Here is an 18,508-nt window from a genome sequence, read left to right on the forward strand (position 1 = left end):
GGTGGGCGCGCTCATACCAGCCCGTCCCGCCCGGGCGCCCCGTTCCCGAATAAGAGCCGCCGGGCCGCGAAGGGCTACGGCAGGCCGCCGGCCGGGCCCTTGTCCGTCCATTCGGGCGGCAGGCCGATATAGTCGCCGATGATGCCGTCGACGCCCGGCGCCCGGCCGAAAGCCTCGCAGTCCGGGTCGAGGGGCGCCTCGCCGAGGGTGGTGATGCGGACGCGGTCGTAGCTCGGGATGCCGAGGGGCGCCTTGAACGGGTCGACGCCGTTGACGAGGTAGGAGCCGAAATCCTGGCCGAACTCGCCGGCGAGGTCGTAGGCGTCGCTGACCGCGGAGAAGCGGGCCTGGTTGGTGAAGGCGTTGGCCGCGCCGCCCCAGATCATGGCCGCGCGCTGGCGGTTGCGGGCGTCGAGCACCTCCGCCTCCACCGTGAGGCTGCCGAGGCCGATCGGCACCCGCGGCACCGGCACCTTGCCGATCGCGTCGGCGAAGCCGATGCCGACCTGCCCGGCGATGGTGATCGCCGCCGAGAGCCCGACCGTGGAGCCCGCCGCCGGCACGTTGGTGAGATCGACCCGCGAGATGGTCGAGCGCACGGTGAGGTCCGCCTTGCCGTGGCTGACCACGTCGTATTTCAGCGAGAGCTCGTAGCAGAGCGCCCGGTCGGCGGCATTGGCGACGAGCTTGCGCTCGGCCGGCGTCAGGCCCGGGCGGGAGACGGTCTCGGGGAAGGCGGTGGGGATGATGCGCACCGTGCGGGCGCGGGACACCACCGGATAGTCGATGAACAGCCTGGCCTCGGAGGCGACCTCGTCGCTCGCCACGAGGCGCGCGGCGCTCGACAGGCTGCGCCCGTCCGTCAGCACGACGTCGCCGCAGCCCGACAGGGCGAGCGCCAGGCCCACGGCCAGGCCCGCGGCGCGACAGAAGGAGCGGGTGTGTTCGAGCCGCACGGACAGCCTGTCTCTTTCGCGGGATTTTTTCAGGGCCGGCGCGGGGGCACCGGCTCCGGGCGGCGCCTCGCCGGAGCCAGGCCCCTCGATCACGCCATCGTGAGCTTAACCACAAGCCCGTGATCCGCGGAAGCGGCAGCGCAGGGCAGCGTGAACCATCGGTTTGCGCATGTGACTGATCCGCCACGAAAAACCGGCTACGTCCGAAACGCGTCTTTCATCCCGCGAGACTTTCACGCAGCCGCCGGGGGGCGTACGGGCTTGCAACCCACGGGCCTCGAACGGCCTTTCGCTCCCGATGCGTCCCGCCCAGATCGTCCCCCTCGTCGTCGCCACCGCGCTCTTCATGGAGAACACCGATTCCACGGTGATCGCCACGGCGCTGCCGGCCATCGCCAAGAGCCTCGGCGAGGACCCGATCGCCCTGAAGCTGGCGCTCACCGCCTATCTCGTGAGCCTCGCGATCTTCATCCCCGTCTCCGGCTGGGCGGCCGACCGCTGGGGGGCGCGCAACGTGTTCCGCGCGGCGCTCTGCGTGTTCATGGCGGGCTCCCTCGCCTGCGCGGGGGCCGGGTCCCTGGCCGGCTTCGTGGGCGCGCGCTTCCTGCAGGGGATCGGCGGGGCGATGATGGTGCCGGTCGGGCGCCTGGTGATCCTGCGCAGCGTGCCGAAATCCGAGCTCGTCGGGGCGCTGGCCTACCTGACCATCCCCGCCCTGATCGGGCCGATCATCGGCCCGCCGCTCGGGGGCTTCATCACCACCTATTTCGACTGGCGCTGGATCTTCTTCATCAACATCCCGATCGGGCTCGCCGGCCTCCTGCTCGCGACCCTGTTTTTCGAGGACCTGCGCGAGGACGAGCGCCCGCCCCTCGACGGCCTGGGCTTCCTGCTCTCCGGGGCGGGGCTCGCGAGCCTGATGCTCGGGCTCGCCTCGACCGGGCGGCATCTCCTGCCGGATTGGGTGTCCTGGGCCTGCATCGCCGCCGGCGCGGGGCTGATCGGGCTCTACCTGCGCCATTCCCGGCGGGTGGCGCATCCGGTGATCCGGCTCGACCTCCTGCGCCACGCCACCTTCCGGGCGGCGGTGACCGGCGGCTCGCTGTTCCGTATCGGCACGGGGGCGATCCCCTTCCTGCTGCCGCTGATGCTGCAGATCGGCTTCGGGCTCGATCCCCTGCGCTCCGGCCTGATCACCTTCGCCGCGGCCGCCGGCGCCATGCTGATCAAGATCGTCGGCCCCCGCATCCTGCGGGCCTACGGCTTCCGCCGGGTGATGGTGGCCAACGCCCTGATCGCCTCGGCCTTCCTCGCCGCCAACGGGCTGTTCACGGCGCAGACGCCGCACGGGATCATCGTGGCGGTGCTGCTCGTCGGCGGCTGCGTGCGCTCGCTGCAATTCACCTGCGTGAACGCCATCGCCTATGCCGACCTGGAGCAGAGGGAGATGAGCGCGGCGACCAGCCTCGCCAGCGTGGCGCAGCAGATCTCCTTGAGCCTCGGCGTGACCCTCGGCGCCCTGGCGCTGGAGGGCACGGCGGCCTGGCACGGCCATGCCGGCCTCACGGCGGACGACTTCCCCCTCGCCTTTCTCGCGGTGGCGCTGATCTCGGCGGGCTCGTTCTTCGTGTTCCGCAGCCTCGCGCCGGAAGCGGGCGACGAGGTCTCCGGTCACAGGATCGCGGTGGTGCGCCCCGCCGACGGCGCGCCCGCGACCCTGGCCCCGCTCACGCCGCCGCCCGGGCCGGAGCGCGGCCGGGGGCACGCTTAGCCCCGCCCGCCTTGGCGCCGGAGCGCGGGGCCGCCTTGGCCGGGGCGCGGGCCGGCGCGGATCCGCCGCGGCGCAGGCCCTGCCAGCTCCAGGCGCCGGGGCCGGTCATCGCATACATCAGGAAGGCGCCGGCGAGCCCGAGATCGGCGAGCAGGAAGCTGCGCTCCACCACGGCGCTGCCGCCGGCATAGAGCCAGAACGGGTGCAGCAGCCCCGCCATCGCCGCCACGAAGCCGGCCATGGCGAAGCCGGTGATCCGCGGCATCACCCCGAGGACGACCGCGAGCGGGCCGAACACCTGGACGACCACCGCCGCGGTGGCGACGGCGTTGGGCGCGGGCATGCCGGCACTGGCCAGGGTGAGCGCGAAGCCCGAGACGTTGAGCGCCCGGGCGATCCCCGTCGGCAGCAGGGCCGCCGCCATCAGCAGCCGCGAGGCGAGGAGCACGCCGTTCTGGGCACGACCGGTCACGAGGGCAACTCCGCGCAGGATGAGGCGGATGTCAGGCTTGCGCGCAGGCGTTGAAGGAGCGGTTAAGCCTTCCGCGTCCTCAACCGGAAACGCCCGCCCGAAACAGTTTCCCGCGCTCCGTCCACAGCACGACGAGGAAGGCCGCGCCGCCGAGCACGGCGTAGCCGAGGCCGACCGGCATCACCGTGCCGTCGAAGGTCTGGCCGATGATCGCGCCGCCCGCCGCCCCGAGCAGGGTCGTGTAGAAGCCGAGGAAGGAGGAGGCGGTGCCCGCCACCGCCCCGAGGGGCTGCAGCGCCAGGGCGTTGAAGTTCGGCATGGCGAAGCTGATCATGAACTGGTTGGCGCAGAGCACCGCCATGAACAGCCACAGGGGCGGGTGGCCATGATAGACGAGCCCGATGCCGACCTGCACCAGGGCGACCGCGGTGAAGGCGATGACGCCGGCATGGGACAGGGTGCGCATGCCGAGCCGCTGCACCACCCGGGCATTGACGAGGGTGGCCGCGCCCATGGCGCCCGCCACCGCCGCGAAGGCGAGCGGGAACAGCCCGCCGAGATGATAGAGCCCGGAATCGAAGACCTGCTCGGCCGAGCCGACATAGCCCATGATGCAGCCGGTGAGCAGGCCGAGCGCCGTGGCGTAGCCCACGGCAACGCGGGTGCGCAGGGTGATCTTCACCGCCTCCCAGGTCGCCTTCAGCGAGAGCGGCCGCCTGTATTCGGGATGCAGGGTCTCCGGCATGCGTGTCGTGAACCAGACGACGAGCAGACCCGAGAGCGCCAGCATCGACACGAAGACCCAGTGCCAGGAGCCGAGGAGCAGCATGGTCGAGCCGATCGCCGGGGCGATCATCGGCACGATCAGGAACACCATCATGATGAGCGACATCACGCTCGCCATCTGCCGGCCGGCGAAGCGGTCGCGCACGATGGCGGTGGAGAGCACCCGTCCCCCGGCGGCGCCCACGCCCTGCACCACCCGCGCCGCGAGCAGCCAGCCATAGGTCGGCGCCACCATCGCCGCGAGGCAGGCGACGACGTAGATCGCGAGGCTCGCGAGCAGCACGCGCCGCCGCCCCAGGGCGTCCGAGACCGGGCCGTAGACGATCTGCCCCACCGCGAAGCCGATCATGTAGACATAGACGAGGAGTTGCAGGTGGTTGGGATCGGCCACGCCGAAGCGCTCGCGGATCGCCGGGAAGGCCGGCAGCAGGTTGTCGATCGACATGGCGGTGACCGCCATCATCAGGGCGACGATGGCGACGAACTCGCCGAAGCGGGGCCCGTCCCAGGGCGGCGCCCCGGCCGGATCCCCGGGGGAGACCGGGTTGCCGGGGGGAAGGACGGGACGGCCGGGCGCGGGCCGGAAGGGTGCGGTCACGGGCGGTGCTTTCGCGGCGAACGAGGCCGGTTCGGACGGAAACGGGGGGCGGAACGAAGAGAGCCGCATCCGGCCCCGGATGCGGCGTCACGATGGGAGAACGTCCTTCTCCCGGAAACGCCCGGGAGAGAAGCGCGGCGTTATTCCTGGCCCTGCCCCTCGCCCATCACGGCGGCGAGCGTGTCGTAGTTCCTCGTGACCAGGGCGATGTTGCCCTCCGAGGGCTGGGAGGGCTCGCCCTGGGCGAGCGCCTGCCTCAGTTCCTTGAGCGCCGCGGCCTTGTCCTTGGCGGGCATGGCCTTGTCGGCCTCGACGGCCGCGATCTGCTTCCTGAGGAGCGGCGCCACGCCGACATAGGCCTTCGTCTCCGGATCGACCCCGTCGAGCACCGCCTCGACGCTGTCGGCCGCCCCCTGGAAATCGTCGAGGCCGGCAAAGCCGTTCTTCTTCACGATGGCCTCGACCGCGGCCTTGGCCTTGGGATCGGGCTTCTCGCCGTCGCCGGCGGAGGAGACCTTGGCGAGCTCGCCCTGCGCGGCGACGATCCCGTCGATCTGCGCCTGGGTCAGCGCGACCTCCTTGGGCGGCGCGGGGGCCTTGGCCGGCGCCGCCGCGGCCCTGGATTGGGCCCAGGCCGCCGAGCCCGCGAGAAGCGCGGAGGCGGGGGCGAGGCTCCCGGCCGCGAGGGCGGCAGCGAGCAGGATGCGCGCGGTGGTCGTCATGGATCTGCCTCTGCTGTCGGTTCCACGTGCAGGAGGCTGGCGGGCGCTCCGAAGGACACCGCACCGACCAGCCAGGGTTGCGTGCCACCCGCTCGGGGCGAAACCGTGATCCGGACCGGGATGGCGGGCGCCCCCTTGCCGGCACCGTGCCGAAGCGCACATCCCGTCTCGGGGCGCCTCGGACGAAGACCGGAGGATCGGAGGCCCGTGACCCATGCCCCCTGCCTGCTCCGCCTGGCCCTGTCCCTCCTCCTGCCGGCGCTGCCGATGACGGCGCGGGCCGCGGGAGACGACACCGCCCCCGAGACCCGGGCGGCGGCCTTGGTCGAGCCCTACCGGGAGGCGGGGCTGATGTCGGGCGTGGTCCTGGTGGCGCGGGACGGCAAACCGCTGTTCCGGCAGGCCTATGGGCTCGCCGACCGGGAATGGGGCATCGCCAACACCCCCGACACGCATTTCCGCATCGGCTCGCTCACCAAGCAATTCACCGCCGCCGCCATCCTGCTCCTCGCGGAGGCCGGCCAACTCACCCTCGACGATCCCGTGGCGCGCTTCCTGCCCGATCTGCCTCCGGCCTGGGCCCAGGTGCGGCTGCGCCACCTGCTCGGGCACACATCGGGCATCGTCAACTACACGGCCATGCCGGACTACCTCGCCACCACGGCGCGGCTGGAGCCGCCGCCGCGGGCGATCCTCGCCAGCGTGGCGAAGGAGGCCCTGCTCTTCGCGCCGGGTACGCGGGTCGAGTACAGCAACACCAATTACCTGCTGCTCGGCCTGGTGATCGAGGCCGCCTCCGGCGCGCCCTATCCCCGCTACCTCGCCGAGCATGTCCTGGCGCCGGCCGGGCTCACGCAGACCGGCTACGACGACCTCTCCGCCGTGCTGCCCCGGCGCGCCCGGGGCTACCGCTTCTGGCACGGGCAATGGCGCAACGCCCCGCCGCTTCCCGTGGGCGCGGCCTATGCGGCGGGCGGCCTCTATTCCACCGTGGACGACCTGCTCGCCTGGGACGAGGCCCTGTTCGGCGGGCGGGTGATCTCCCAAACCTCGCTTGCCGCCATGGGCGAGGATGGCGGCCGGGGCTACGGCTTCGGCTGGTATATCGGCACGGCGCATGGCCAGCGGCTCTGGTCCCATGCCGGCATGGTCTCGGGCTTCCTCGCCCAGACCGACTACTACCCGGAAGCGCGGCTCGCGGTGATCGTGCTCGCCAACAACGAGAACGCCCCGGCCCAGACCCTCGCCCGGGCGCTCGCCGCTCCGTTCCTCGGGCTGGCGGACGCGCCCGAGCCCCTCGCCCTCGAAGACCTGATCCTCGACCGCTATGCCGGCACCTACCGGCTCGGGCCGCGCTTCTTCCTGACCCTGACCCGCGGCGCGCGCGGCCTCCTCGTCCAGGCGACGGGCCAGCCGGCCTTCCCCTTCCTGCCGGAGAGCGACCGCACCTTCGCCTGCACCGCCCTCGGCGCCCGCATCACCATGGACACCGAGCCCGACGGGCGGCCCAACGGGCTGGTGTGGCACCAGCACGGCCAGGACCAGATCGCGATCCGGGTCGAGCCGCAGGAGGCGGAGGCGGCCCTGGCGCCGCCGCGGGAGGTCCCGGTCGATCCCGCCCGGCTCGCCGCCCATCTCGGCCGCTACGACCTCGCCGGGCAGCGCCTCACGGTGACGCAGGAGGGCGGGCGCTTGCAAATCCAGCTCGCGGGGCAGCCGCGCTTCCCGCTTTATCCGGAGGGCGCGGAGGCCTTCTTCCTCAAGGAGGTCGATGCGCGGATCCGCTTCGAGGTCGATGCCGTCGGCCGGACCACGGGGCTGAGTCTCACCCAGAACGGGCGCGTCACGCCGGCCCGGCGCCTCGAGGAAAGCGCCCCGCCGGAGCCCGGCCGCGGCCATTGACCGCCCGGGCTCGCCAGTCGCGATCATCAGGAGTAGACATCGCCACCGCAGGTGGAGACCTGACCTTGGAACCTTTCCGATCTTACAAGGAAATCATCAGATCTTCCCGCGACTTGCCGCGCTGCAAAACCGATTTGGCCTAAAGTCCACCTTGATCTGGCCCCTCGATCGGCCTCCTCTCCCGCGGAAAGCCGTCCACCGGCCATTCAAGAACGCCATGGAGGAAACGCGATGAACAAGCCGGAATTTCTCGCCGACGCCAAGACGAAGTCGCCCTTCTCGGCCCGCTACGACAACTTCATCGGCGGCCAGTGGGTCGCGCCGGTCGCCGGCCGCTACTTCGAGAACACCTCCCCGATCACCGGCAAGGTGGTCTGCGAGGTCGCCCGCTCCGACGCGCAGGACATCGAGAAGGCGCTGGACGCCGCGCATGCCGCCAAGGAAGCCTGGGGCCGCACCGCCCCGGCCGAGCGCGCCCGCATCCTCAACAAGATCGCCGACCGGATGGAGGAGAACCTCGATCTGATCGCGCTGGCCGAGACCTGGGACAACGGCAAGCCGATCCGCGAGACCATGGCCGCCGACATCCCGCTCGCCATCGACCATTGGCGCTACTTCGCCAGCTGCGTGCGGGCGCAGGAAGGCGCGATCTCCGAGATCGACCACGACACGGTTGCCTATCACTTCCACGAGCCGCTCGGCGTCGTCGGCCAGATCATCCCGTGGAACTTCCCGATCCTGATGGCCGTCTGGAAGCTGGCGCCCGCCCTCGCCGCCGGCAACTGCGTGGTGCTGAAGCCCGCCGAGCAGACCCCGGCCTCGATCCTGGTGGTGCTGGAGCTGATCGGCGACCTGCTGCCCCCGGGCGTGGTCAACGTCGTCAACGGCTTCGGCCTGGAGGCCGGCAAGCCGCTCGCCTCGAACCCGCGCATCGCCAAGATCGCCTTCACCGGTGAGACGACCACCGGCCGCCTCATCATGCAATACGCCTCGCAGAACCTGATCCCGGTGACGCTGGAGCTGGGCGGCAAGTCGCCGAACATCTTCTTCGCCGACGTGGCCAACGAGGACGACGACTTCTTCGACAAGGCCCTCGAGGGCTTCACCATGTTCGCCCTCAACCAGGGCGAGGTCTGCACCTGCCCCAGCCGCGCGCTGGTGCACGAATCGATCTACGACCGCTTCATCGAGCGCGCCGTCAAGCGCGTCGAGGCGATCACGCAAGGGAGCCCCCTCGACCCGGCGACCATGATCGGCGCCCAGGCCTCCTCGGAGCAGCTCGAGAAGATCCTGAGCTACGTCGATATCGGCAAGCAGGAGGGCGCCGAATGCCTCACCGGCGGTGAGCGCGGCACCCGCGAGGGCGATCTGGCCGGCGGCTTCTACATGAAGCCGACCGTGTTCAAGGGCCACAACAAGATGCGGATCTTCCAGGAGGAGATCTTCGGCCCGGTCCTCTCGGTGACGACCTTCAAGGACGACGCCGAGGCGCTCTCCATCGCCAACGACACACTCTACGGCCTCGGCGCCGGCGTCTGGACCCGCGACGGGACCCGCGCCTACCGCTTCGGCCGGGCGATCCAGGCCGGCCGCGTCTGGACGAACTGCTACCACGCCTACCCGGCCCACGCGGCCTTCGGCGGCTACAAGCAGTCCGGCATCGGCCGCGAGACGCACAAGATGATGCTCGACCATTACCAGCAGACCAAGAACCTGCTGGTGTCCTACTCCCCGAAGAAGCTCGGCTTCTTCTGAGAGACCTCAGACCCGAGACGACCTCGACCCCGGCCGCAAGGCCGGGGTTTTTTGTCGAAGGGCGCGGCGGCGTGGAACTTTCCGCCCCGAGGCTCAGATGAGGACGAGACGCCAGTCAGGGAGACGCAGCATGACCGAACAGGCTCCTCCGGCGGCCGAGGCCGTCGATCCCGTCACCGCCGAGCAGGCCGACACGGCCGGCACGCCCCTGCGGGTGACCGCGACCCCCGCGGCCCTGGAGCTGATCGCGGAGCTGAAGGCGGATTACGGGCCGGTGATGTTCCACCAGTCCGGCGGCTGCTGCGACGGCTCCTCGCCGATGTGCTACCCGGTGGGCGACTTCCTCACCAGCGACGCCGACGTGCATCTCGGCCAGGTCGGCGGCGCGGATTTCTTCATCTCGCGCTCGCAGTTCGAGGTCTGGAAGCACACCCACATCATCCTCGACGTGGTGCCCGGCCGCGGCGGCATGTTCTCCCTGGAGAACGGCCGCGAGAAGCGCTTCCACATCCGCTCGCGCCTGTTCAGCCAGGCCGAGAACGAGGCCCTGGCCGGCGCCTGCCGGATCTGACCTCCGCGCGAAGGCCGCACCTCTCCGTCCTCGCTGGAGGAGGAGAGGTGCGGCTCCGCCGGAAGGCGCCTCAGGCGCGGCCGCTGACGCTGGCGGCGGTGATCTCGGAGATCTTGGTGGCGCCGACCTGGCGCATGATCGTCTCGAACTCCCGCTGCATGATGGTCAGCACGGTCTCGACGCCGGGCTGGCCGAAGGCGGCGAGGCCCCAGCAATAGGGCCGGCCGATGCAGACCGCGGTGGCGCCCAGGGCGAGGCCCTTGAGCACGTCGGTGCCGCGGCGGAAGCCGCTGTCCACCAGCACCGGGATCTTGCCGTTCACCGCCGCGACCACCTCCGGCAGGGCGCCGATGGTCGATTGCAGGCTCTCCTCGGCCCGGCCGCCGTGGTTGGAGACGATCAGGCCGTCGACGCCGTGGGTCAGGGCGAGCTTGGCATCCTCACCGGTGACGATGCCCTTGAGGACGAGCTTGCCCTTCACGATGCCGCGCAGGCGCTTCACGTAGTCCCAGGTCATGCCGGTGCCGTAGAGGTTCGTCACCTTCGACACGTCGAGGCCGTCGAACATCGGCTTGCGGCTGACCTCGTTCTTGAAGCCCGGCGTGTGGCAATCCGTGCAGGTGCGGGTGTCGAGGCGGCGGGCGCGGAACAGGGTCTCGGTGTTGCGGCCGCCCTGGCGGTCGACGGTGAGCACGATGGCCGGAGCGCCCGCGGCCTCGGCGCGCTTCACCAGGGCCTCGGTCACCGCCCAGTCGTCGGTCGGGTAGAGCATGTACCAGACCGGCGCGCCGCGCTCCTTGATCACGTCCTCGATGGCGGTGCTGCCCACCGTCGAGAGGATCATCTGGTGGCCCTTGGCCTTGGCCGCGCGGGCGACCGCCGCCTCGGCCTCGGGGTGGAAGGCGCCCTGGCTGCTGACGGGGGCCAGCGCGATCGGGCTCGCCCAGGTCTCGCCGAAGATCTTCACGCTGGTGTCGATCTTGCGGGCATCGATCAGGCGGCGCACCCGGATGCGGATGTGGTCGAAGCCGTCACGGTTCGCCTTCAGCGTGGCGTCCGAATCGACGCCGCTGGCGAGGTAGCCGAAATGGGCCGGGGGCAGCGCCTTCTTGGCGGCCGGCTCGAAATCGAACACGTCGAGCGCCTGGTTCGGCTGGTCGATGATCTCGCCGACATTGCCGGGCGACTGGCGCAGCACGTCGTAGCTCTGAGCCAGGGCGCCGCCGCCGAGCAGGGAGGCGCCGCCGAGGGCACCGGCCGCGCCGGGCAGCACGACCGGGCTCGCCGCCAGGAATTCGAGGAACTTGCGACGATTGAAGACCTTCCGGTCCTCGATCTCCTGCATCAGTCGCACGTTCTCGGTCATCGGCCTGCCTTTCTCCACTATTCTCGGTCGGCGGCCATAACAGCTTTGCTGCGCTGCGCAAGAGATTTTGTGCAGCGCAATATATCGCATTGGAGTGATTATAATTCAGATCTCGAACGCGAGAATTGCGTCGGCTGGCGCATTCTTCGCAAAAGCATCTTCTAATTGTATTTCAGAGCGAGAAACAATCTGAAGAGACATTTCCCGAGAATTGTGCGGGCGGCGGGAGATCTGTCCCGGCAGGCTGGTGAGAGGCTGGCCGTGGCCCACCCGGTCCGGAACGACGGCGGCGGCACCGGTGGTTCTCGACGATGCGCGACGGCGGCCGGCGCGATCGGAGCGGCGACCATGGCCGGCCACCGGAAACGACCGCCCGAGCCGGGGCTCGGGCGGGAATCGGCTCAGGCCACGACCTCGCAGCCGAATTCGGCGGAGGAATCCGCGAGCCAGGACCAGAAGCTGCCGGCGAAGCTGCGCGCGACGGCGATGTCGTAAACCGGGGCCTCGCTCACCTGCCAGAGCTGCGCGCCGATATGGGCGATGCTGGTGACCGCCGCGTGGCCGGCGTGGAAGGCGCGGGGATGCAGGTCCAGGGACACGCCCTTGGCGAGCGCCACCCGGGCATCGCGCCCGGAGACGCGGACCACGGCGCGGCCGTCCGACTGGTCGGTGACCGAGGCGATGCCGGCCAGCGCCGCCGGCAGCGCCGCGAAGGCGTCGCGGTCCTCGGCCACGGCGAGCCACTGGCCCGGGCCGGACCAGACCAGACCGGTCGTCCCCGTGAACAGCGTCCGGCCCAGTCCGGGCAGGTCGAGCCGGAGGGTCTCGCGGATCTTCTCCGCCAGCGCGGCCTCCTGGCCGTCCGCGACGAGGATCGTGGCGAGGCCGAGATGGTCGCGCAGGGTCAGGCGGACACCGGCCTCGCCGGTGGAGCGCCCGAGCCGTCCGGCCTTGGCAGAGCCGGCCCAGGCGCTGCGGGGCCGCCAAGTGTTCGCGATCTCAGGCACGCAGCTTCTCCTCCTTCGGGTCCACGAAGACGGGCGGGCAGATCTCGACCTCGATGTCGCCGCCGCGGACGGGATCGTAGGCCCGCACCCGCTCGCCGATGCGCGCCGGCCCGCGCTTGATCAGGCCGATCCCGATCCAGTGGCCGAGGCTCGGGGAATGGGCCACCGAGGTCATGTAGCCCTCGTCCGCCTCCAGGCTCGGGCTCGCGCCGAGGGCCAGGAAATGGGCGCCGGCGCGCAGGCGCTGGCTCGGATCGACCGGCTTGAAGCCGACGAGCGTCGGACGGTCCGGCTCGGTCAGGCCCGCGCGCTCCTTCAGCAGGCGGCCGACATAGTCCTTCTTCTTCGCGAGCATGCCGCCCAGGCCGAGGTCCCGGGCCGTGGTCTGGCCGTTGATCTCGGCACCGGCCGCGTGGCCCTTCTCGATGCGCATCACCGAGAGCGCCTCGGTGCCGTAGGGAATGATGCCGTGGGGCGCGCCCGCGGCCAGGATCGCCTCCCAGGCGGCCTCGCCATAGGCCGCCGGCACCGCGATCTCGTAGGCGAGCTCGCCGGAGAAGGAGATGCGGAACAGCCGCGCCGGGATGCCGCCGCCCACCGTGATCTCGGCGCTGGCCAGGAACGGGAAGGCCTCGTTGGAGAGGTCGAAGCCCGGATCGACCACGGCGCGCAGGGTGTCGCGGGAACGGGGGCCGGCCACCGCGAACTGGGCCCATTGCTCGCTCACCGTGGCGAGCTGCACGTCGAGCTCCGGCCAGAGCCACTGCCGGCAGAATTCGAGGTGCTGCATCACCTTGGCCGCGTGGGCGGTCGAGGCCGTCATCACGAAGTGGCGCTCGGCGAGCCGGGCGATGGTGCCGTCGTCGAGGACCAGGCCGTCCTCCCGCAGGAGCAGGGCGTAGCGGGCCTTGCCGATGGCGAGCGTGCCGAAGGGGTTGGCGCAGACCTTCTCGATGAAGGCGAGGGCGTCGCGGCCCTGGATGTCGATCTTGCCGAAGGTGCTGACGTCGCACAGCCCCACCTGGCTGCGCACGGTCGTGACCTCGCGGTTCACGGTCTCCAGCCAGTCGGTCTCCCCGGCCTTCGGGAAATAGGCCGCGCGCAGCCACTGCCCGACCTCGACGAAGACGGCGCCCTGCCGCTCCGCCCAGGCATGGGACGGGGTGTGCCGCGTGGCGCGGAACGCCTTGCCGCGGTGATGGCCGGCCAGCGCCCCGATCGCCACTGGGGTGAAGGGCGGGCGGAACACGGTGGTGCCCACCGCCGGGATCGGCTTGCCCGTCAGCTCCGCCATGATCGACAGGCCGGCGAGGTTCGAGGTCTTGCCCTGATCGGTCGCCATGCCGAGGGTGGTGTAGCGCTTCAGGAGCTCGACCGCGCGAAAGCCCTCGCGATGGGCGAGCTCCACGTCGGTGGCGGCCACGTCGTTCTGGAAATCGACGAAGGCCTTGCCCTTCGGCTTCGGTACCCGCCAGAGCGGGACATGGCCGAGATGCTCGGGATCCGTCGTCGGCGTCGGAGCGGCCGCGGCGGTGAAGCCGCAGGCCTCGGCCGCCGCGCGGCCGGCTTCGGCGCCCGTCTCCAGGGCCTCGGAGAGGCTGAAGCGTCCGGCGGCGGCACCCGCCGCGACGAAGCCGGAGGGCAGCGTGCCCGGCACGAAGGCGTGGACCGCCTCGTTCCAGACCGGCTTGCGGGAGAGATGCGAGTCGAGATGGACGATCGGGTTCCAGCCATTGGCCATGGCGAGCCCGTCGCAGGGGATCGTCAGGGCGTGGCCCGCCGCATCGACGACCTCGATGCCGGTGAGCCCCAGCCGCCCCTTGGTGCCGGCGACGTAGCCGCCCAGGAACACCCGGGCACCGGCGGACTCGGCCGCGCGGCGCAGCTCCGGCGACACCTCGGTGCGGGTGTCGATCACCGCGGCGAGGCGCCCGCCCGCGGCGGCGATGTCGGCCACCGTGCGCCAGCCGTCGTCGCTGGAGGTGAAGACGGCGAGGTTGCGGCCCGGCAACACGGCGTAACGGTTGAGATAGGTCCGCACCGCGCCGGCGAGCATCACGCCCGGCCGGTCGTTGCCGCCGAAGACGTGGGGACGCTCGAGGGCGCCGGCGGCGAGCACCGCGCGCTTGGCCGTGATCCGCCAGGAGCGCTGGCGCGGCTGGTGCGCGGGCGGCACCGGCAGGTGGTCGGAGACGCGCTCGACCGCGCCATAGGCGCCGTGGTCGTAGACGCCGAACAGGGTGGTGCGCGGCATCAGCCGCACCTCGGGCAGGCTCTCCAGCTCGGCGATGACGGCGGCGGCCCATTCGGCGGCCGGGCGGCCGTCGATCTCCCGCCGCTCGGCGAGCAGCCGGCCGCCCAGCGCGAAGTCCTCGTCGACCAGGATGACCCGGGCGCCGGCCCGGCCCGCGGCGAGCGCCGCCGAGAGACCGGCCGCCCCGCCGCCGATCACGAGCAGGTCGCAATGGGCGTAGGCCCGCTCGTAATGGTCGGGATCGGGGGCGTCGGCCGCGCGGCCGAGGCCTGCGGCGCGGCGGATCATCGGCTCGTAGAGCTTCTCCCAGAGGGAGGACGGCCACATGAAGGTCTTGTAGTAGAAGCCCGCGGCGAAGATCGGCGCGGCCAGGGCGTTCACCTCCAGGGCGTCGTAGCGCAGGGAGGGCCAGCGATTCTGGCTCGCCGCCTCGAGATCCTGATACAGCTCCGCCACCGTGGCGCGGGTGTTGGGCTCGCGCCGGGCGCCCGAGCGCAGCTCGACCAGGGCGTTCGGCTCCTCCGAGCCCGCACTCAGGATGCCGCGGGGGCGGTGATACTTGAACGAGCGCCCGACCAGCCGCACGCCGTTGGCGAGCAGCGCCGAGGCCAGCGTGTCGCCCTGGAAGCCGGTGAAGGTCTTGCCGTCGAAGGTGAAGTCGAGGGCACGGCGCCGGTCGATGGCCCCGCCGGTCGCCCGGCGGAAGGGCTGGGTCGTTGCCGCCCGAACCGGGGCAGCCGGCGGAAAATCGGGGGTCTTCTCAAGCATGGTCGGCGCTCCCTGCCTGCGCCGCGGCGCACTGCCGGGCCGCGTCCCGGGCCGGGACGACATCGGTGATCGCGTGGGTGCGGGTGTCGCGGGTCACGACGAGCCAGGAGCGGCAGCCGGCGGCGTGGTACCAGAGCTCGCGGGTCTCTCCGGCGACGTTGTCGCGCAGATAGACATAGTCGTGCATGGCTTCGGCGGTGGCTTCGAGGCCGTCCGGCCTGACCGGGGCGGCGTCGCCGAGATAGCTGAACTCGCCGTTGTCGCGCTCCCCGCAATAGGGGCATCGGATGCGCATGGCTCTTCGTCCTGTTGAAGACACGCCCCTCCCCGCCCGGGGAGGGAACATCAGATCAGTGCAGGTTGGGCTGGGCGCCCATGCCCTTCTCGTCGATGATCCGGCCGGTGGCGAAGCGGTCGAGCCGGAAGGCGGCGCTGACCGGATGCGGCTCGTCCCGGGCGATGGTGTGGGCGAAGCAGAAGCCCGCCGCCGGCGTCGCCTTGAAGCCGCCGTAGCACCAGCCGGCATTGAGATAGAGGCCGTCGATCGGGGTGCGGTCGATGATCGGCGAGCCGTCCATCGACATGTCCATGATGCCGCCCCAGTGGCGCAGGAGCCGCAGGCGGCCGAGCCCCGGCCAGAGCGCCATGCCGCCCTCCATCACGTCCTCGATGGTCGCGAGGTTGCCGCGCTGGGCGTAGGAATTGTAGCCGTCGATGTCGCCGCCGAAGACGAGGCCGCCCTTGTCGGACTGGCTGACGTAGAAATGGCCGGCGCCGAAGGTCATCACGCAATCGATGAGCGGCTTCACGCCCTCGCTGACGAAGGCCTGCAGCACGTGGCTCTCGATCGGCAGGCGCAGGCCCGCCATGGCCGCGAGCAGCGAGGAGGAGCCCGCCACCGACAGGGCCACCTTCCTGGCGCCGATGAAGCCCCGGCTCGTCTCGACGCCGGTGACGCGGCCGTTCTCGCGGCGGATGCCGGTCACGGCGCAGTTCTGGACGATGTCGACGCCGCGCTGGTCGGCGGCGCGGGCATAGCCCCAGGCCACCGCGTCGTGGCGCACGGTGCCGCCGCGCCGCTGCAGCAGGCCGCCCTTCACGGGGAAGCGGGCATTCTCGAAATCGATGAAGGGCACCATGCCCCGCACCTGCTCCCGGTCGAGCAGCTCGGCATCGATGCCGGCCATGCGCATGGCATTGCCGCGGCGGGCATAGGCGTCGCGCTGGCCGTCGGTATGGTACAGGTTCAGCACGCCGCGCTGGCTGACCATGGCGTTGTAGTTGATGTCCCGCTCCAGGCCCTCCCAGAGCTTCATCGAATGCTCGTAGAAGGGGATGTTGCCGGGCAGGCCGTAATTCGAGCGGATGATCGTGGTGTTGCGGCCGACATTGCCGGAGCCGACATGGCTCTTCTCCAGCACGGCGACGTTGGTGATGCCGTGCTCCTTGGCCAGGTAATAGGCCGTCGCGAGCCCGTGGCCGCCGCCGCCGACGATGACCACGTCGTAGTCGGAGCGCGGCCCCACATCGCGCCACTGGGGCTTCCAGTCCCGCTGCCCGCGCAGGGCCTGGCCCAGCACGCTGAACACCGAATAGCGCATCGCGCCCGTTCCCGTCTTCGCGGGGGACCAGCCCCCGATCACGACGGCGAGTATGTCAGAGCCACGAGGGCCGGGCTTGCTTTCCGCGACACGATTCCGGCAAATCCCGCCGAAATCGCGGGGTCCCGACCATGGCCGCTCTCACGCTGAACGGGGCCGGCAGCCGCCCCCTCGCCGTCGGCTTCGTGCTGCTGCCGGGCTTCCCGCTGATGTCCTACGCCTCGGCGGTGGAGCCGCTGCGGGCGGCCAACACCCTGTCGGGCCGCAACCTCTATCGCTGGTGGCATGCGGCGCCAGGGGACGCCCCGGTCCAGGCCTCGAACGGCGTCGCCATCCTGCCCGACGTGAAGGTCGGGGCCCTCGACCTCGACGCGGACTGGGTGCTCGTCTGCGCCGGCGGCAACCCGGCGGCCTTCGCCGATCCCGGCCTGACCGCCTGGCTGCGCCGGCTCGCCCGCGCCGGGCTGGTGATCGGCGGCATCTCCGGCGGCCCCTATCTGCTCGCCCGGGCGGGCCTCCTCGACGGGCGCCGCTGCACCCTGCACTGGGAGCACATCCCCGCCTTCCAGGAGAGCTTTCCGAAGGCGGAGGTGGTGCGCTCCCTCTTCGAGATCGCCGGGGACCGGGTCACTTGCTCCGGCGGCACCGCCGCCCTCGACATGATGCTGACCCTGATCGGGCGCGACCACGGGCCGAAGCTCGCCGCGGGGGTGAGCGACTGGTTCCTGCACGACCAGATCCGCCAGGGGCCGGACCCGCAGCGCATGGACCTGCAGGCCCGCACCGGCATCCGCGACGCCCGCCTGCTGCGGGTCCTGGCGGCGATGGAGGGGCATCTCGAGGCGCCCCTCTCCCGCGAGGCCCTGGCCGCCCTCGGCCGGGTCTCGACGCGCCAGCTCGAACGGCTGTTCCGGGATCTGCTCGGCACCGGGCTGCACCGGCACTATCTCGGGCTGCGCCTCGCCCAGGCGCAGCGCCTGCGCCGGGAGAGCCCGCTCACCGCCGCCGAGATCGCGGCGGCCACGGGCTTCTCCAGCGCCGACGAGCTGTCCCGGGCGGAGCGGCGGGAGCGGCGGCGGGCGGAGTCGGACCGGCTGGTGAAGGCCACGGCGCCGGAGTAAAGGGGCACGGCTCAACCTCCCGGCCTCCGATGCTCGTCCTGCGTTCCCTCGCCTTCAACCTCTGCTTCTACGTCGTCACCACGGCGCTCGCGCTCCTCGCCCTGCCGGCGCTCGCCGCGCGCAAGGGGGTGATCCGGGTGGCGCAGTTCTGGGGCGGGACCGTGGTCTTCCTGCTGCGGGTCGTCGCCGGCACGCGGGTGGAGTTCCGAGGGCTGGAGAACATCCCGAAGGGGCCGCTGCTCGTCGCCGCCAAGCACCAATCGGCGCTGGAGACCCTGGCGCTGACCACGCCCTTCGAGGACTTCGCCTACGTGCTCAAGCGCGAGCTGATGTGGATCCCGGTGATCGGCTGGTATCTCGGCCGCGGCGGCATGGTGCCGATCGACCGCTCCAAGGGCGCCAAGACCATGGCCGCGCTGAACGCCGCGGCGTCGGCCGCCATCGCGGAGGGCCGCCAGCTCATCATCTTCCCCGAGGGCACCCGCCGCCCCGCCGGGGCGCCCCCGGCCTACAAGCAGGGCGCCTCGCATCTCTACACGACGCTGAACGTGCCCTGCCTGCCGGTCGCCCTCAACACCGGCCTGTACTGGCGCCGCCGGGGCTTTCGCCGCATGCCCGGCACCACGGTGATCGAGTTCCTGCCGCCGATCCCGCCGGGCCTGCCGCGGGCGGCCTTCCTGAAGGAGCTGGAGCACCGGATCGAGACCGCCTCGGAAGCCCTGTTCAACGAGGGCCGGGCCGACCTCGCCCGCCGGGGCCATCCCGTCGCCGTCGCCATGGCAGGCTCGGTGCCGGAGACCTCGGGCACGCTGTGACCGTGACGTCCGCCTGATCGGAGCGGGTCGCGCCGAGTCCCCC

Annotated in this window: 15 protein-coding genes; 6 read left to right on the top strand and 9 right to left on the bottom strand. The window is 71.4% G+C overall.

All coding sequences use genetic code 11. From position 1 onward, the window contains the following. Positions 1–74: 74 nt before the first annotated feature. Complete coding sequence (locus MFF21_RS14345) at positions 75–956, bottom strand: DUF3313 domain-containing protein (RefSeq protein WP_373325020.1); 882 nt, start codon at positions 954–956, stop codon at positions 75–77. A 298-nt stretch (positions 957–1,254) separates the two neighbouring features. Between MFF21_RS14345 and MFF21_RS14350 the strand changes: the two genes are divergently transcribed. Then, positions 1,255–2,727, top strand: coding sequence for an MFS transporter (locus tag MFF21_RS14350; RefSeq protein WP_238311807.1), 1,473 nt, complete (start codon positions 1,255–1,257; stop codon positions 2,725–2,727). On the opposite strand, the gene MFF21_RS14355 is transcribed toward MFF21_RS14350, so the two are convergent. From MFF21_RS14355 to MFF21_RS14365, 3 genes are all read right to left on the bottom strand, one after another. Beyond that, entirely contained in the window at positions 2,684–3,199 is a 516-nt protein-coding gene (locus MFF21_RS14355) for a DoxX family protein (protein ID WP_238311808.1), read from the bottom strand. The two genes, MFF21_RS14350 and MFF21_RS14355, sit on opposite strands and share 44 nt — an antisense overlap. Before the next feature lie 79 nt (positions 3,200–3,278). Continuing rightward, a complete protein-coding gene (locus MFF21_RS14360) occupies positions 3,279–4,583 on the bottom strand; it encodes a multidrug effflux MFS transporter (protein WP_373325021.1) in 1,305 nt (434 codons plus the stop codon). A 140-nt stretch (positions 4,584–4,723) separates the two neighbouring features. Further along, positions 4,724–5,305: a hypothetical protein gene (locus MFF21_RS14365; RefSeq protein ID WP_238311809.1), complete on the bottom strand. Its 582-nt coding sequence runs from the start codon at positions 5,303–5,305 to the stop codon at positions 4,724–4,726. Positions 5,306–5,512: 207 nt separating this feature from the next. On the opposite strand from MFF21_RS14365, the gene MFF21_RS14370 reads away from it, so the two are divergent. The 3 genes from MFF21_RS14370 (at position 5,513) to MFF21_RS14380 (ending at position 9,533) form a co-directional block, all read left to right on the top strand. Continuing rightward, the gene (locus MFF21_RS14370; protein ID WP_238311810.1) at positions 5,513–7,207 is read left to right on the top strand and encodes a serine hydrolase; all 1,695 of its coding nucleotides are present in this window, start codon (positions 5,513–5,515) and stop codon (positions 7,205–7,207) included. A gap of 231 nt (positions 7,208–7,438) precedes the next feature. After that, positions 7,439–8,962, top strand: coding sequence for an aldehyde dehydrogenase (gene adh, locus MFF21_RS14375; protein WP_238311811.1), 1,524 nt, complete (start codon positions 7,439–7,441; stop codon positions 8,960–8,962). Between the two features lie 130 nt (positions 8,963–9,092). Further along, positions 9,093–9,533 (top strand): DUF779 domain-containing protein, encoded by a 441-nt coding sequence (locus MFF21_RS14380; protein WP_238311812.1) that lies wholly within the window; start codon positions 9,093–9,095, stop codon positions 9,531–9,533. Between the two features lie 70 nt (positions 9,534–9,603). Here MFF21_RS14380 and MFF21_RS14385 read toward each other — a convergent pair whose 3' ends face one another. The 5 genes from MFF21_RS14385 to MFF21_RS14405 all read right to left on the bottom strand — a co-directional run bounded on the left by MFF21_RS14385 (position 9,604) and on the right by MFF21_RS14405 (position 16,529). Next, the gene (locus MFF21_RS14385) at positions 9,604–10,899 is read right to left on the bottom strand and encodes an alpha-hydroxy acid oxidase (protein WP_238311813.1); all 1,296 of its coding nucleotides are present in this window, start codon (positions 10,897–10,899) and stop codon (positions 9,604–9,606) included. Between the two features lie 401 nt (positions 10,900–11,300). Further along, a complete protein-coding gene (locus tag MFF21_RS14390; protein ID WP_238311814.1) occupies positions 11,301–11,906 on the bottom strand; it encodes a sarcosine oxidase subunit gamma in 606 nt (201 codons plus the stop codon). Further along, entirely contained in the window at positions 11,899–14,928 is a 3,030-nt protein-coding gene (locus MFF21_RS14395) for a sarcosine oxidase subunit alpha family protein (protein WP_238311815.1), read from the bottom strand. The genes MFF21_RS14390 and MFF21_RS14395 overlap by 8 nt, the downstream gene beginning before the upstream one ends. Beyond that, positions 14,921–15,223, bottom strand: coding sequence for a sarcosine oxidase subunit delta (locus MFF21_RS14400; protein WP_238311816.1), 303 nt, complete (start codon positions 15,221–15,223; stop codon positions 14,921–14,923). Before MFF21_RS14400 ends, MFF21_RS14395 begins: the two co-directional genes overlap by 8 nt. A gap of 55 nt (positions 15,224–15,278) precedes the next feature. Continuing rightward, a complete protein-coding gene (locus MFF21_RS14405; protein ID WP_238311817.1) occupies positions 15,279–16,529 on the bottom strand; it encodes a sarcosine oxidase subunit beta family protein in 1,251 nt (416 codons plus the stop codon). A gap of 131 nt (positions 16,530–16,660) precedes the next feature. Here MFF21_RS14405 and MFF21_RS14410 point away from each other — a divergent pair, with 131 nt between their 5' ends. Beyond that, positions 16,661–17,650: a GlxA family transcriptional regulator gene (locus MFF21_RS14410; protein WP_238311818.1), complete on the top strand. Its 990-nt coding sequence runs from the start codon at positions 16,661–16,663 to the stop codon at positions 17,648–17,650. Between the two features lie 29 nt (positions 17,651–17,679). Next, positions 17,680–18,465: a lysophospholipid acyltransferase family protein gene (locus tag MFF21_RS14415; protein ID WP_238311819.1), complete on the top strand. Its 786-nt coding sequence runs from the start codon at positions 17,680–17,682 to the stop codon at positions 18,463–18,465. Positions 18,466–18,508 lie beyond the last annotated feature (43 nt).

The organism is Methylobacterium organophilum (assembly GCF_022179465.1).
GTDB lineage: Bacteria > Pseudomonadota > Alphaproteobacteria > Rhizobiales > Beijerinckiaceae > Methylobacterium > Methylobacterium organophilum.